This is a genomic window from Bacteroides sp. AR29, from assembly GCF_900217715.1.
GTDB lineage: Bacteria > Bacteroidota > Bacteroidia > Bacteroidales > Bacteroidaceae > Bacteroides > Bacteroides uniformis.
Genome location: NZ_OBMS01000015.1, coordinates 40,077 through 55,590 on the forward strand (window position 1 = coordinate 40,077; position 15,514 = coordinate 55,590).

Genomic DNA, 15,514 nt, shown 5'->3' on the forward strand with positions numbered 1-15,514 from the left:
AAATAAATAGATGATGGAATTTAAACTACATAACGGAAGCGGAGGTCTCTGCTGCAAGAGTTGCGGCAGGCAGGACAAGCAACTGAACACCTACGACTGGCTGGCAGACATTCCGGGCAATGCCGATGAGAGCGAGCTGGTAGAGGTTCAGTTCAAGAATACCCGCAAGGGATATTTCCGCAACAGCAACAAGATACCTCTGGAGAAAGGCGACATCGTAGCCGTAGAAGCCACCCCCGGACATGACATCGGCGTGGTGACCCTGACCGGACGTCTCGTGCCGCTACAAATGAAGAAAGCCAATATCAAGTCCGAGGCAGACATCAAACGCATCTACCGCAAGGCGAAGCCTGTGGATATGGAGAAGTACAACGAGGCAAAAGCCCGTGAACACTCCACCATGATACGCTCGCGTCAGATAGCCCTGGACCTCAACCTCAACATGAAGATTGGAGACGTGGAATATCAAGGAGACGGCAACAAGGCCATCTTCTACTACATAGCCGACGAACGTGTGGACTTCCGCCAGCTCATCAAGGTCCTTGCCGACGCCTTCCGCGTGCGCATCGAGATGAAACAGATTGGCGCCCGCCAGGAAGCCGGACGCATTGGTGGCATCGGTCCCTGCGGACGCGAACTCTGCTGCGCCACCTGGATGACCTCCTTCGTGTCGGTATCTACCAGCGCTGCACGCTTCCAGGACATATCACTGAATCCGCAGAAACTTGCCGGACAATGCGCCAAGCTGAAGTGCTGCCTCAACTACGAAGTGGACTGCTACGTGGAAGCACAGAAACGCCTGCCCTCACGCGAGATTACCCTGGAAACCAAAGACGGCGAGTTCTTCTTCTTCAAAGCCGACATTCTGAGCAACCAGATAACCTACTCAAGTGACAAGAACATCCCTGCCAACCTGGTGACCATCAGCGGCAGACGCGCCTTCGAGATTATCGGTTTGAACAAACGTGGCATCAAGCCCGACAGCCTGATAGAAGAAACCCATCGCTCCGAGCCCAAAAAGCCGGTGGACTTGCTGGAACAAGAGAGCCTCACCCGCTTTGACCGCAGCCGGAAAGGCAAGAGTGGCGGTGACGGCAACGGTGGCGAGAACAGCAACAACAGCCGTAACAAGAGAAAGAAAAAGAGTGGAAACGGTCGTCCGCAAGGAGGTGAGCAGCAGGGTGCTCCGCAATCCAACAACCAGAGAGAACAATCCAGGCAAGACCGGCAACCGAGACAGAAACAAGACCGGCAAGCACCCAAACAAGGTGAACAGCAACAAGGCGAACGTCAACAACGGAACAATAACAACCGTCGTCCGCCCCGTAACAATAAGCCCAAACCTCAAGGTGAAAGACCTGCCCAAAATGACAAACCGGCTCAAGAATAGGAATCTCTGCCTGAAAGGTATCATACTACTGTTTGTCGCAAGCCTGCTGAGCGCTTGCGACAAACAGACCGTATACCATTCCTTCCAATCCCTCCCCACCGAAGGCTGGCTGCGCGAAGACACGCTCTCTTTCGACGTGAAGGTCACCGACTCACTGACCTACTACAAACTGTCTTTGGAAGTTCGTAACCGAAGCAACTACCCCTATCAGAATCTACCTCTATCCATCTGCTACACCACCGCAGATTCCATTCCGTCACCCACGGACACCATACAGCTAATCCTCGCGGACAAAGAAGGAATCTGGAAAGGTGACGGCTGGGGAGGTCTCTATCAGACTGCCGTTCCCGCAGGAAGCGTTCGAATCGGCAAACCCGGCACCTACCTCTTTAAAGTGGCCTATACGCTACCGGACGAAAGGCTGCAAGGAATCAATGACATCGGCATCAAACTGAAGAGATAGGAACTCCCTATTGTTCTTTATTACCTTCTTCTAACAACCACCTCAGTCTCCCACTCACGTCTCCTTGAAGCGGAAACGGGCGGGGTATCATAACTTGCCCTCTTACCTCGTAGCGTTACGTCTTTTACGCCAGGATGTAACGACCGTTACACCAGCATGTAAAGGGCGTTACAATATAGCGTAAAAGTCGTTACGATACAGCGTAAAGGACGTTACAATGCGGTGTAACGGCCGTTACATTACGATGTAAACAATGTGTAAATGCAATGTAATGATAATCAAGTCCATTCGTATGTCCCACAAGGAAACGGTCATAACTAAATTCGACGATTACGTCCCGCATCAATCCGCAGAAAGATAAACAGCAAGATTGTGAATCCCCAGAGAGAAGAACCTCCGTAACTGAAGAAAGGCAACGGGATACCGATGACGGGGGTCAGCCCCAGCACCATGCCTATATTGATGAATAGATGGAACAAGAATATACTAAGCACAGAATAACCATACACCCGGCCAAAGGGAGATTGCTGCCGCTCGGCCACGACAATCAGCCGTAAAATAAGAATAAGGAACAGTAACAGTACAGCCGTAGACCCTACGAATCCTTCCTCCTCACCCACGGTGCAAAAAATGAAGTCCGTATCTTGCTCCGGCACATACTTCAGCTTTGTCTGCGTACCATTCAAGAAACCTTTGCCGGTCAGCCCCCCGGAGCCGATGGCTATCTTCGACTGGTTCACGTTATAGCCGGCACCAGCAAGGTCCTCTTCCATACCGAGCACCACCTTGATACGTATCTGTTGATGGGGCTCCAGCACTTTATTGAAGAAGTAGTCGCTGGAGTAGAGGAAACCTATCGAACCCAAAGCAAACAGCCCAATCAGAAAATAAGATAAATGGCGCTCGCTTAAAGAAAGAAAGACAAGATACCCGACAACAAGTGCACAAAGCCCCCACTGCACCCACACCAAGTTGAAGGGTACCACGTATTCCGAAATCAGATAAGCCACGAGCAGCACTCCCAGCGAACTGCCGATAATATTCCGTGTGGGTTCCCAGCGCTTTTTATAAACCCACACCATACCTCCGGCAAAGAGCAGTACCATCAGCAGTACGGCAAATTCTCCGATAGGCGTCGGTGTATCGGCAATCATCACCGCATCAAAACGGATGCCCACCACAAAGTAGGCCACTGCACATATACCCGAGAACAGTACCACGCCCGGCATTCCCTCCCGATAAAGCATCAGGAAAAATGCAGAGTACACCAATGCCGAACCCGTCTCCCGCTGTAGGATAATCAGCAACATGGGGAAGAGAATCAGGAAAGCCAACATAAGGGAGCTTTTCCAATTCTTCATCGTAAACGAGTAGGCGCTCATATACTTGGCAAGCGCCAGCGCCGTGGCAAACTTGGCAAACTCCGCCGGCTGCAAACTGACCGGCCCCAGAATGAGCCACGACCGCGACCCTTTCGTGTCGGGCGCAATGAATATCGTGACAATCAGCAACAGCATCAGCCCTATATATATAAGGTAGGAGAACATGTCATAGAGGGAATCATCCAGCATCAGCAGCACAAACCCCAGCCCGAAGGAACATATAATCCAGACAAACTGCTTGCCGGCACGCGTAGAGAAGTCCAGAAAGTCACGGTCACCATAATCATAACTCGCCCCACAGACACTGAACCAGCCGAATACAATCAGCAGCAGGTAAACGACAATCGTCACCCAGTCCAATGATTTCCATATGCTATCTCTCCTTGTCACCAATTTATTTACGATTTTACGATTTACTATTTACTATTGAAGTCACTCACCGTTCATCCCTAACCCCTAATCCTTAATCCCTAATCATCATCTCTCCTCATCTCCGTAAAGTATCACCCGGTTACTGAATTCTTCCGCCCGTATCTCATTCTCGGGCGACAGCTTTCCATGCAGATACTGGTCCATCATCATGGCACCGATAGGTACGCCATACGTGGCACCGAAACCACCGTTCTCCACATAGACGGCAATGGCTATCTTAGGGTTGTCCATCGGGGCAAAGCCCATAAAGACAGAATGGTCCTTGCCGCGGTTCTGTGCCGTGCCCGTCTTTCCGCAGACCTCCACACCCGGCAGGATGGCTCCCGCCATGCGGCAAGTGGCGCTACCCGTACTTCCGTCTACAGCGGCACGCATGCCTTTCACCACCATTTCATAATATTCGCGGTCGATGGTGGGATAACGGGGATTGCGATAGATGCTGTCCAGTTCATTGTCTTCTATCTCCTTCACGATGTGCGGAGTAATGAAATGCCCCCGGTTGGCAATGGTGGCACCCAGATTGGCTATCTGCAACGGGGTGGCGAGAATCTCTCCCTGCCCGATGGAGATACTAATCACCGTCAGACCGTTCCACGAACCCCGATAGGGCTTGTCGTAGAACTTTGCATTCGGTATCAGTCCACGCTGTTCGCCGGGGAGGTCGGTACCGAGCCGATAGCCGAAGCCCTGCGATACCATGTGGTCTTTCCATACGGTAATGGCATTCTGCGGCGAACCGTATTTTTTATCACCGAACATGCGATACAATCCCCAACAGAAATAGGAATTACAAGAGGTAGCGATGGCAGGAATCAGCGACAGAGGCGAACCATGTCCGTGACATCCCACATGAAGGCCTTTATGATTGAAACCATGCGCACAAGGGAAAGTCGGATAATCTTCGTGGATAATCTCTTCCTGAAGGAAAGTCAGTGCCTGCGCCGTCTTGAAGGTGGAGCCCGGCGGATAAGCTCCCATGATGGCACGGTTCAACAAAGGCTTCCGCTTGTCCATCTGCAGCAGGCGGTGGTTCTTTCCCCGCTGGCGCCCTATCATCAGATGAGGGTCAAAGGTAGGCGAGGAAACCATGCACAGAATCTCACCCGTAGCCGGTTCGATGGCCACAATGGCACCGATTTTGTGTTGAAGCAGCCGTTCGCCCAACATCTGGAGGTCAATGTCGATGCCTAGTGTCAGGTTCTTGCCGGGTACGGAGGAACGGTCCAACTGTCCGTCCATGTAGTGTCCCTGGATGCGCCCGTGAGCGTCACGAAGCAGAATCTCCACCCCCTTCTCTCCACGCAGATACTTTTCATAGGATTTCTCGATGCCTTGCTTGCCTATATAGTCTCCGCGAATATAATAGTCATCGTTCTCAATGTCTTTCTTGGACACTTCGCCGATGTCTCCCAGCAAATGGCCGGCAGAGTTATAGGTATATTGGCGGATAGTACGCCGCTGAATATAGAAACCTGGAAATTTGAACAGCTTCTCCTGAAACACACCGCACTCTTCGGCAGAAAGCTGCGTCATGAACACCTGATGGGTGTATTTGGAATAACCGGGGTTCATCCAGCGGTTCTTGACGTCCTTCATCCGTTTGTCAAACTGCTCACGGGTAATGTTCAAGGCACTGCAAAGGTCGAGTGTATCCAGCTGCGTCACCTCCCGAGGCACAAACGTAATATCATAGGCAGGCTGGTTAAACACGAGCAACTTACCGTTACGGTCGTAGATAGCCCCCCGTGATGGATATTGTATCTTGTTCAGAAAAGCGTTACTGTCCGCGTTCTTCTTGTAGTCATCAGTCATGATTTGCAGGTCGAACAGCCGGAACACGTAAATAAGAACGATGACAATAGCCGCCGCTCCAATTACATATTTCCGCTTTTCCAGTGTATAGTCTTTCATCAATTCCTAATCCTTAATCCCTTTATCCTTTCTTTCTTATTCCCTCAACAGCCATAATGCAGGTCACAGTAAGCAGGGTACTTGCCGCAATTCTCAACAACAGCGTACCAATATGGGCAAAAGAGAAGAATTCGAGGGTAAGCAACAAGCCGTGATGTATCAGCACACTCACAACCAGATATTTCAGGAAAGGAAGAATCCCCATTGTACGGATGGCCGGAACCAGTGTATCCAGCGTGTCACGAGGCACGAACAGCCGCAGGAAAGTGGGGCGCAAGAAAGCCAGCAACACCGTAGCGGCAGCGTTCATCCCCGGTGTGTCGGAAAAGACGTCGACAGCCAGCCCTAAAAAGAATGCCCACAACATCAACGCATTGCGGGGAGTGTCCGACTCAAACTTCAGTATCAAGTAGATATACAGAAATGGAGTGGCATATCCTGCAATATGCACATTGTTCAATATCAGCACCTGCAACAGTACCAAGCCTATGAACCATCCTATTTTATGCAGATAATTAATTAACAACGCTAATGAGTTATAAGTTACGAGTTACAAGTTATTGAGTGTATAAGTTATAAGATATAAAGATGATTAATCCCTAATCCTTAACCCCTAATCCCTAATTTCTTAGTCACTTCTCGTCTGCCCTCGACTCCAATGCCTTTTGTTCATCCTGCCCGTTGCGGGAAATGACGCGCACATTGCTCACCTTTCCAAAGTCCGTAGCCAGCTTTATCTTCAACAGATACGAAAGCCCGTCGTGCGAGTCAGACATGTCATCCACCGTCCCCACCATGACACCTTCTGGAAACACGGTGGAATAGCCGCTGGTCACTACTGTATCTCCCAGATTGAATTCGGCATGCCGGGGCAAATCCTTCAGATAGGCAAAACGGGAATTACCTCCCTCCCACTTCAAATAACCGAAATAATCACTGCCCACAATCTTACAGCTGATGCTTGACTTGCTGTTCAGCAACGGAATGACCAACGAGTAATGGGGAGAGGTCTTATACACAATACCCACCACGCCATTGGCATCTACAACTCCCATCTCAGGACGGATACCTTCTGTTGTTCCACGGTCTAAAGTGATATAATTGTCAGCCTTGTTCAAGCTGTTCTTTATGACATTCGCCTTGAATATCTGATACTCCGTAGGAGCAAGCCGTTCCATGCTGTACAACCTGGCGGAGTCCAATCCTTTCTCCTTCAAGACATTTTCCAGAAACGAAAGCCGCTGCTCCAGCCACATGTTGCGGTCGAGCAGGTCTTCGTTGGCCGTCTTCAAGTGGAAATAGGAAGTGATGCCACCCGATATTTCATAAACCTTCCCCGCCACGCCATTGGCAGAGGTGAAATACACACTCTGCTGGTAATGATTAAAGCGAAATAATAAAATAAAACTGGCAACCTCTAACAGAAGAAAGAGGAACCAGTAATTATATTTAATGAGAAAGTTTAATAAATTTCGCATTACCGCATCAAGAATGAGAAGCGGTCAACGTTCTTCAATGCCACGCCCGTACCTTTGGCAACGGCATGCAAGGGGTCTTCCGCAATGTGGAACGGTATGTTTATTTTATCAGTCAGACGCTTATCCAGTCCACGAAGCAATGCACCGCCACCGGCAAGATAGATACCGTTGTGAACGATGTCGGCATACAATTCGGGAGGCGTATTTTCCAATGCGCTCAAGATGGCTGTCTCAATCTTAGAGATAGACTTCTCCAAGCAATGCGCCACTTCCTGATAGCATACCGGCACTTCCATGGGCAATGCCGTGATGCGGTTCGGACCATGAACGATATAGTCTTCAGGAGCATCCTCACCGAGTTCCGTCAAGGCAGCACCCACATTAATCTTAATACGCTCAGCCATACGCTCGCTGACCTTCACGTTGTGCTGGCGGCTCATGTATTCCTGAATATCGGCAGTCAAGTCGTCACCGGCAATGCGGATGGAGTTGTTACTTACGATACCTCCCAAAGAGATAACGGCAATTTCCGTAGAACCACCACCTATGTCAACAATCATGTTGCCTTCGGGAGCCTCTACATCGATACCGATACCGATGGCAGCAGCCATCGGCTCGAAAATCAAATAAACGTCGCGCCCGCCGGCATGCTCGGCAGAGTCGCGCACGGCACGCAGCTCCACTTCGGTACTGCCCGAAGGAACCCCGATTACCATGCGGAGTGACGGAGAGAAGAGACGGTTACGGTTGTTCACCATCTTGATAAGTCCGCGTATCATCTGCTCGCAGGCATAGAAGTCGGCAATCACACCGTCGCGCAACGGACGGATGGTACGTATGTTTTCGTGGGTCTTTTCGTGCATCATCTTTGCCTTGTCACCCACGGCAATCATCTTATCGGTACGACGGTCCAAAGCCACCACCGAAGGCTCATCCACCACAATCTTGCCATTCGTGGTGATGATGGTATTGGCTGTGCCAAGGTCCATCGCTATTTCTTGTGTAAAGGAGAATAATCCCATTAATATTTACGATTTAACTATTTACGATTTACGATTGATATTCCTCTTGTTTACAATTTGAGATTCAGACTTACGATGTAACTTCAATCGTAAATCGTAAATCGTAAATCGTCAAATCGTAAATCCGAATTAGTGTTTAAAGTGACGGAATCCCGTAGTCACCATGGCAATGCCATGCTCGTTGCAATATTCAAACGAGAGTTCATCCTTGATGCTTCCACCCGGCTGGATGACGGCTGTTACGCCTTCATTGCCGGCAATTTCCACGCAGTCGGGGAAAGGGAAGAATGCGTCACTTGCCATTACAGCGCCATTCAAGTCGAAACCGAAGTTTTTGGCTTTCTCGATAGCCTGCTTCAAAGCATCCACACGGCTGGTCTGACCTACACCACTTGCCAACAACTGCTTTCCTTTTGCCAGCACAATGGCATTCGACTTACTGTTCTTCACAATCTTGTTTGCAAAGAGCATATCCTCAATTTCCTGTGCAGTGGGAGCCTTCGTAGTTACAGTCTTCAATTCTTCTGGAGTTTCCACCTTAAGGTCGCGGTCCTGAACCAATACGCCATTCAGCAAAGAACGGAACTGCTTCTTAGGCAGAGCTGCCGGCTTGCGGACCAGGATAATACGGTTCTTCTTCTGACCGAGGATTTCCAACGCATCCACATCATAATCGGGAGCGATAATCACCTCAAAGAAAATTTTATTGATTTCTTCGGCAGCAGCCTTGTCAATCACGGCATTAGTGATGAGCACACCACCAAAAGCGGATACCGGGTCACCGGCAAGCGCATCGTTCCATGCTTCGAGCACAGTGGGACGTGAAGCCAGTCCACAAGCATTATTATGCTTCAGGATAGCGAAAGTCGTATCCTTGAATTCGTCAATCAAGTCAACGGCAGCATTGATGTCGAGCAGGTTGTTATAAGAGATTTCCTTACCGTGAATCTGGTCGAACATAGCATCAATATTGCCATAGAAATAACCTTTCTGATGCGGATTCTCGCCATAGCGTAAAGTCTTCTGGCTGTTGGCAGAACAACGGAAAGCGGAACCTTCCTCGCCATCGAAATAGTTGAAGATGGCAGAATCATAGTGTGAAGACACTCCGAAAGCCTCTTTGGCAAACCAACGGCGTTCTTCGATGGTAGTAGTGGCTCCGTGTTCCATCAGCATGTCGCGGAACGGCTGATATTGTGCTTGCGAAGCGATGATAACCACGTCGTTATAGTTCTTGGCTGCGGCACGAATCAGAGAGATACCGCCTATGTCAATCTTTTCGATGATGGCAGGTTCTTCGGCACCACTGGCAACGGTAGCCTCAAACGGATAGAGGTCAACAATGACGAGGTCTATTTCGGGGATTTCATATTTTTCAATCTGTTGCATGTCTTGCTCCAATCCGCGGCGGCAAAGAATACCTCCAAAAACCTTCGGATGCAAAGTCTTCACGCGTCCGCCCAGGATGGAAGGGTATGTAGTGAGGTCTTCCACTGCCTTGCAGGGATAACCCAGGGATTCTATAAACTGACGTGTTCCACCGGTTGAGAGGAACTCTACACCTTCTTCATGCAGTTTGGTAATGATTTCGTCCAAACCTTCCTTATGGTAAACAGATACCAGAGCTGTTTTGATTCTTTTTGTTTCAGACATGGATTTGCGTATTAAAGTATGCGTATATTAGTATTTGATGCGCAAAGTTACAAATTTTGTTTATTCATACATACATTCATACACAATAAATTAGGTATAATTAAAAAAGGCGGCATCTGTTTCCAGTCTGCCGCCTTTTTTTAAGGGTTATTTTGTTGGTTTACCAAATAGATACACGTTTTTCTACCGGCAAGAACATCGGGTCTTTTTCTGTCACGTTGAATGCCTCATACCAAGCACCGATTTGCGGCAATGCACCGTTTACGCGCCATTCGCCCAATGAGTGCACATCACTTTTTGTGCGGTTCAGCACTTCTTCGGGACGGATATCATTAGCCCATACACCTGCGTATGCCAGGAAGAAACGTTGTTCGGGAGTAAGACCGTCCAGCACCGGCAGCGGATTGGCAGCCGTAGCTTTCTTGAATGCCTGATAAGAAACCTGCAGACCACCGTGGTCGGCAATATTCTCACCCAATGTCATGCGTCCGTTGGCATATACACCCGGAGCAACCTCGATGCTATCAAAGAAGTTTACCATCACCTGGGCACGCTCGTCAAAGTTCTTGGCATCTTCAGCAGTCCACCAGTCTTTCAGGTTACCGTCCTTGTCGTACTGGCGACCCTGGTCGTCGAATCCGTGAGTCATTTCATGACCGATTACCACACCGATGGCACCGTAGTTGAAGGCGTCATCCGCATTCATATCGAAGAAAGGATATTGCAGGATACCGGCGGGGAAACAGATTTCGTTGGTGGTCGGGTTATAGTAAGCGTTGACGGTCTGCGGAGTCATCAGCCATTCGTCCTTATCCACCGGCTTGCCGGCCTTGGCTATCATTTCGGCATGGCTCCACTCGTTGGCACGTTCCATGTTTGCCCAGTAAGAGTCGTTTTTGATTTCCAGTGTGGAGTAGTCTTTCCAAGTGTCGGGATAACCAATCTTCACATGGAAGGTAGCCAGTTTCTCCAGAGCTTTCACCTTAGTGGAATCACCCATCCAGGCAAGATTCTGGATACGTTCGCCCAGGCTTTCCTGCAAGTTCTTCACCAAAGTCACCATACGCTCCTTGGCAGCAGCAGGGAAATATTTCTCCACGTACATCTGACCTACAGCTTCGCCCAGCGCGCTGCTTACAGTGCTTACCGCTCTCTTCCAGCGGGGCTGCATCTCTTGTGTACCGCTCATGGTGCGGCTGTAGAAGTCGAAGTTCTGTTCTGCCATAGCATCGTTCAGCAAGCTTGCGGCAGAATCAATCAATTTCCATTGCAGATAAAGGCTCTGCTGTTCAATGGGCAGCGTATCCAGAATATCGGCAGCAGCTTTCAGTGAAGCGGGCTGGCCTACGATGATTTCCTTCACATCCTTCAAGCCCATGGCAGACAAATAAGCATCCCAATCGAAAGTAGGATAATTCTTCTTCAACTCTTCCATGCTCATCTTGTTATAATTGGCATGCGGGTCACGCAACTCCGTACGAGAGCGGAAAGCCTTGGCAAGACGTGTTTCCACATCCATCACCACCTCCATACCTTTCTTGGCAGTAGCCTCGTCGAAACCAGCCAACTGATACATCTTCTGTACATGTGTACGGAAAGCATCACGAATTTTGGCAGTAGCCTCATCATTCTCCAGATAGTATTCACGTTCGCCCATGCTCAGCCCGGTCTGATAGGTCTGTACAGCATTCATGCTACTGTTCATTTCGTCAGCGCCAACATACAGCACGTTGTAGGCGATGATACCCTTCTTCTGCATATCGCCCAGCAAGGCATAAAGCTCCTTCTTGTCCTTCAAAGCAGCCAGCTGGTCGAGTTCAGCCTTGATGGGGGCTACACCGTCCTTGTTCAGCTTCACGCTGTCCATTACGATTTTGTACAAGTCACCGATTTTTTGTGCCACGCTGCCGGCTTCGTGCTGGGTGGCGGCAAGCTCTTCAATCAGTCCTTGAATCTGCTTGCGGTTGTTTTCTGCAAGGATAGTAAAAGAACCGTACTGTGAGTATTCAGCAGGAATCGGATTGTTCTTCATCCAACCGCCACATGCGTATTGGTAAAAGTCTGTTCCGGGTAGAGCCGTTGTGTCAAGATTGGCGAGCTGGATGCCTGCTGTAAGTTCAGCCTGCTGCTTGCCGGTGTTGCAGGAAGCCGTCATCAGACAGAATGCTGCAATGGGTAACAAATGATTTGCTTTCATAAACATATAAAATATAATAGTTAGTGATTCTCCAACTCTACAGTAGCCGCGTCCCACTCTTCCATCACGCGGTCAAGCTGCTCTTTCAGTTTTTGGTGCTGCTCATAAAGCGACATGTCCGAAGCACCTTCCGGTGTGGCCATCCTGGCCTCAAGAATGGCAATGGCAGCCTCCGTCTGCTCTATCTCCGCTTCACAATCGGCAACGCGACGTTCCAGTTTCTTGAGCTTCTTATTAAGCTCCTTCTGCTCCTCATAAGAGAGTTTGGCTGCCGAGGGTTGAACCGGTTCTGCACCAACATTTCCCGATGCCGCCTTACCGGCAGTGGGCGAAGCGGAAAGTGAAGGGGATTTCTGTAACTCATTCAGGCTCTCTATCTGCTTCTTTTGCAGGAAATCATAAATTCCTCCCAGATGTTCCTTCACCAGTCCGCCACCAAACTCGTACACTTTAGTCGCAAGTCCGTCCAGAAAATCACGGTCATGGCTGACTATTATCACCGTTCCGTCAAAATCGCGGATAGCCTCCTTCAACACATCTTTGGAACGCATGTCAAGATGATTCGTAGGTTCGTCGAGAATCAGGAAATTCACCGGCTCCAACAGCAGTTTTATCATGGCAAGCCGGGTACGCTCTCCACCGCTGAGCACCTTCACCTTTTTATCCGAAGCCTCACCGCCGAACATGAAAGCACCTAGAATATCACGGATTTTGAGGCGGATATCCCCTACGGCCACGCGGTCAATCGTATCGAATACAGTCAGGCTCTCATCCAAAAGCTGTGCCTGGTTCTGGGCAAAATATCCAATCTGCACATTATGTCCCAGTGTAAGCTTACCGGTATAATCCGTAATCTCACCCATAATACACTTTACAAGCGTAGACTTACCTTCGCCGTTCTTACCGACAAAAGCAACCTTCTCTCCTCGGTTGATAGTCAAATTTACATCGTGGAAAACAACGTGCCCACCGTAGGATTTCTCCATATCCTCGCAGATAACGGGATAATTACCGCTACGGCTACTGCAAACAAACTTCAGGCGCAAAGAGGAGTTGTCTTCCTCATCCACTTCGATGCGCTCTATCTTTTCGAGCTGCTTGATGCGGCTCTGCACTTGCACAGCCTTGGTAGCTTTGTACCGGAAACGTTCGATGAAATCTTCCGTATCTTGTATCTGCTTCTGCTGATTCTCGTAAGCACGTAGTTGCTGCTCCCGGCGCTCCTTGCGAAGCACCACAAACTCATCGTATTTCACTTTATAGTCGTAAATGCGTCCACAAGTTATTTCGATGGTACGCGTAGTGACATTGTTCAAAAAGGCGCGGTCGTGGCTGACAAGCACCACCGCATTGGCACGGGTGGAAAGGAAGTTCTCCAACCACTGGATACTCTCGATGTCAAGGTGGTTGGTAGGCTCGTCGAGCAGCAACACATCCGGACGGCGAAGCAACAGCTTGGCAAGCTCTATACGCATACGCCAACCACCGGAAAACTCGCTTGTAGAGCGGTCAAAGTCCTCGCGGCTGAAGCCCAGCCCTTGGAGCGTGCGCTCTATTTCGGCACGGTAGTTGGTGCCGCCCATCATCAGAAAACGTTCGTTTTCGTGAGTGAAGCGGTCAATCAGTTTCTGGTAATCCTCGCTGTCGTAATCGGTACGTTCGGCAAGTTGCCGATTCATGCGTTCGATGCCCGCCTGCATCTCAAAAATATGCTCGAAGGCAAGTTCAGCCTCCTGCATTACGGTGCGCTTGTCACTGAGTATCATCACTTGGGGCAAATACCCGATAGTACATTCGCGGGGAACGGCAACAATGCCGGCAGTGGGCTGCTGAATGCCAGCCAATATCTTGAGCATGGTGGACTTACCGGCACCATTCTTGCCGACAAGAGCTATACGGTCTTTCTTATTGATAACATAAGAGACGTCTTCGAACAGAGGAGTGGCATTAAATTCTACCTTCAGTCCTTCTACAGATATCATAGTGTCAATGAATTTATCGTTCAAGACTGCAAAGGTAGCGATTTTCAACGTTATACAATATCATACGCTCACATAATTACATCAAATATCCAAGAAAGAGAACACTACTCCCGCATTTCCTGCGGAAGGACAATTGCAAAGCGGCTCCCCTTGCCAAGAGTTGAAGCCACTTCTATTTTTCCATGAAACCTTTCAACGATAGTCCTGCAAATGGCCAATCCCAATCCCGTGCCCTGCACAAAAGCATCTCCCTTATAGAAACGTTCAAAAATGTGCGCCAGAACTTCTTCCGACATGCCAGTTCCCGTATCTTCCACAAAGACTTCCAATGTAGCAAAGTCCTTCAGCCTATACCCTATGGTTATGCGTCCTTCAGCAGTGAACTTCACCGCATTATTGATAAGATTGTTGACAACTTGCCCCAAACGCGTAGGATCTGTATAGATAACTGCCGCCCGGTCCGGAAGGTCTAGCAGTAGCTCCACTCCTTTCCGAAGATTCATCTTCTGCGCACTGTAAATGCTTTCCAATATGCCATTTAAAGAAACCTTCTCAAAATGGAATTCCATCGTGTTCGATTCTATCTTGGACAAATCCAGAATATCTGAAATCAACACCATTAACAACTGGCTGTTCTTTTCAATCAAAGACGTAAATTCCATAATCTCCTGCCGCGACAAGTCGGCATCCCCACAAGCCAGTAGTGTAGAGAAGCCCACAATGGCATTTAGTGGCGTACGTATCTCGTGGCTCATATTAGCAAGAAATACGCTCTTCAACTCATCGCTACGTTGCGCTTTCTGCAAAGCCTCGTTCAATTTATTCTCCGTATCCTTGTATTTCTGCGTACTCATGCAAATACCGATGATACGGAACGGCAAATCCGTCAATTGCCCCACATAGGTAGATTGCGCCTCAAACCACTCCCACTTGCCGTCTCCCCTCCGTAGACGGTATTCCACTGGGCGTTCGTACAAATTACCATGCAACTGTAAAGCCAAAGCATCAAACACTCCCTTCCGGTCGTCCGGATGAATCAGAAATGCGAATTCCTCAGGCGTCAGAGTATAGTCACGCGTAGGAATCCCCAAATATTCAAAATAACGCGGTTCTATAATCATCAGATTATGTTCCATGTCGAAAGACCATTGAAATATCTGGGTGCGGCTCAGCGCAATATTCAGCAAATGCTTCTGTGTCCGTTCTTCCAACACATTCCTGAAATAGAGTACAATCCTCACCAATTGTCCATCTTCATGAATTCCCACCATAGCACCTTGTATCAGAAAACTGATACCACTCTTCAATTCACGTATAAAGCAATTGATATCTAAGGGAATAATCCGCACATCCCTCTCCCGAAGTTGCAGCAAAAGGTCTTCTAACACATTCTTTTTATCACATACCACTTCCAATAAGTCAGTGATACGCCGCCCTATCACATACTCATTCAAATGGAGTTCATTCATCACCTGCTGATTCAGACGCCAGATACAATCTTCCAAATCAATCATAATAATGCTGACGGGCCATGAGTTGAACAACTGCTCGGAGATGGCATTTATTATACGTACTTCTTGAGGAACATTCGGATTCATCAGAAT

The 15,514-nt window shown here is 48.9% G+C and carries 11 protein-coding genes; 2 read left to right on the forward strand and 9 right to left on the reverse strand.

Annotation, left to right across the window (positions count from 1 at the left end):
- Positions 1-13 precede the first annotated feature (13 nt).
- Complete coding sequence (gene ricT / locus CSD97_RS11030) at positions 14-1,390, forward strand: regulatory iron-sulfur-containing complex subunit RicT (RefSeq protein WP_005834950.1); 1,377 nt, start codon at positions 14-16, stop codon at positions 1,388-1,390.
- Positions 1,368-1,853 (forward strand): gliding motility lipoprotein GldH, encoded by a 486-nt coding sequence (locus tag CSD97_RS11035; RefSeq protein ID WP_034523064.1) that lies wholly within the window; start codon positions 1,368-1,370, stop codon positions 1,851-1,853. Before ricT ends, CSD97_RS11035 begins: the two co-directional genes overlap by 23 nt.
- Positions 1,854-2,170: 317 nt before the next feature.
- Here the strand turns inward: CSD97_RS11035 and rodA are convergent, their stop codons facing one another.
- The 9 genes from rodA to CSD97_RS11080 form a co-directional block, all read right to left on the reverse strand.
- Positions 2,171-3,628, reverse strand: a complete 1,458-nt coding sequence (gene rodA, locus CSD97_RS11040; protein ID WP_098032391.1) for a rod shape-determining protein RodA — start codon at positions 3,626-3,628, stop codon at positions 2,171-2,173.
- 84 nt (positions 3,629-3,712) lie between these two features.
- Complete coding sequence (gene mrdA / locus CSD97_RS11045; protein ID WP_034523063.1) at positions 3,713-5,581, reverse strand: penicillin-binding protein 2; 1,869 nt, start codon at positions 5,579-5,581, stop codon at positions 3,713-3,715.
- 19 nt (positions 5,582-5,600) lie between these two features.
- A complete protein-coding gene (gene mreD, locus CSD97_RS11050) occupies positions 5,601-6,104 on the reverse strand; it encodes a rod shape-determining protein MreD (protein WP_005828540.1) in 504 nt (167 codons plus the stop codon).
- 106 nt (positions 6,105-6,210) lie between these two features.
- On the reverse strand, positions 6,211-7,056 hold the full coding sequence (gene mreC / locus CSD97_RS11055) for a rod shape-determining protein MreC (RefSeq protein WP_005828542.1): 846 nt from the start codon (positions 7,054-7,056) through the stop codon (positions 6,211-6,213).
- Complete coding sequence (locus CSD97_RS11060) at positions 7,056-8,078, reverse strand: rod shape-determining protein (RefSeq protein WP_005828544.1); 1,023 nt, start codon at positions 8,076-8,078, stop codon at positions 7,056-7,058. The genes mreC and CSD97_RS11060 overlap by 1 nt, the downstream gene beginning before the upstream one ends.
- Before the next feature lie 129 nt (positions 8,079-8,207).
- Positions 8,208-9,731, reverse strand: a complete 1,524-nt coding sequence (purH, locus tag CSD97_RS11065) for a bifunctional phosphoribosylaminoimidazolecarboxamide formyltransferase/IMP cyclohydrolase (RefSeq protein ID WP_009037258.1) — start codon at positions 9,729-9,731, stop codon at positions 8,208-8,210.
- Between the two features lie 160 nt (positions 9,732-9,891).
- Positions 9,892-11,928 carry a M13 family metallopeptidase gene (locus CSD97_RS11070; protein ID WP_061412075.1) on the reverse strand — a complete coding sequence of 679 codons (2,037 nt, stop codon included), beginning with the start codon at positions 11,926-11,928 and terminating at the stop codon, positions 9,892-9,894.
- A gap of 20 nt (positions 11,929-11,948) precedes the next feature.
- Entirely contained in the window at positions 11,949-13,910 is a 1,962-nt protein-coding gene (abc-f, locus tag CSD97_RS11075; protein ID WP_008665967.1) for a ribosomal protection-like ABC-F family protein, read from the reverse strand.
- A gap of 104 nt (positions 13,911-14,014) precedes the next feature.
- Positions 14,015-15,508 (reverse strand): ATP-binding protein, encoded by a 1,494-nt coding sequence (locus CSD97_RS11080; RefSeq protein WP_005828554.1) that lies wholly within the window; start codon positions 15,506-15,508, stop codon positions 14,015-14,017.
- Positions 15,509-15,514: the final 6 nt, after the last annotated feature.

What these genes read in the sequence shown, in the direction of transcription:
- CSD97_RS11080 (WP_005828554.1), bottom strand. Translation starts at nt 15,508, where the DNA reads ATGAATCCGAATGTTCCTCAAGAAGTACGTATAATAAATGCCATCTCC.
- CSD97_RS11060 (WP_005828544.1), bottom strand. Translation starts at nt 8,078, where the DNA reads ATGGGATTATTCTCCTTTACACAAGAAATAGCGATGGACCTTGGCACA.
- mreC (WP_005828542.1), bottom strand. Translation starts at nt 7,056, where the DNA reads ATGCGAAATTTATTAAACTTTCTCATTAAATATAATTACTGGTTCCTC.
- CSD97_RS11035 (WP_034523064.1), top strand. Translation starts at nt 1,368, where the DNA reads ATGACAAACCGGCTCAAGAATAGGAATCTCTGCCTGAAAGGTATCATA.
- ricT (WP_005834950.1), top strand. Translation starts at nt 14, where the DNA reads ATGGAATTTAAACTACATAACGGAAGCGGAGGTCTCTGCTGCAAGAGT.
- CSD97_RS11070 (WP_061412075.1), bottom strand. Translation starts at nt 11,928, where the DNA reads ATGAAAGCAAATCATTTGTTACCCATTGCAGCATTCTGTCTGATGACG.
- purH (WP_009037258.1), bottom strand. Translation starts at nt 9,731, where the DNA reads ATGTCTGAAACAAAAAGAATCAAAACAGCTCTGGTATCTGTTTACCAT.
- abc-f (WP_008665967.1), bottom strand. Translation starts at nt 13,910, where the DNA reads ATGATATCTGTAGAAGGACTGAAGGTAGAATTTAATGCCACTCCTCTG.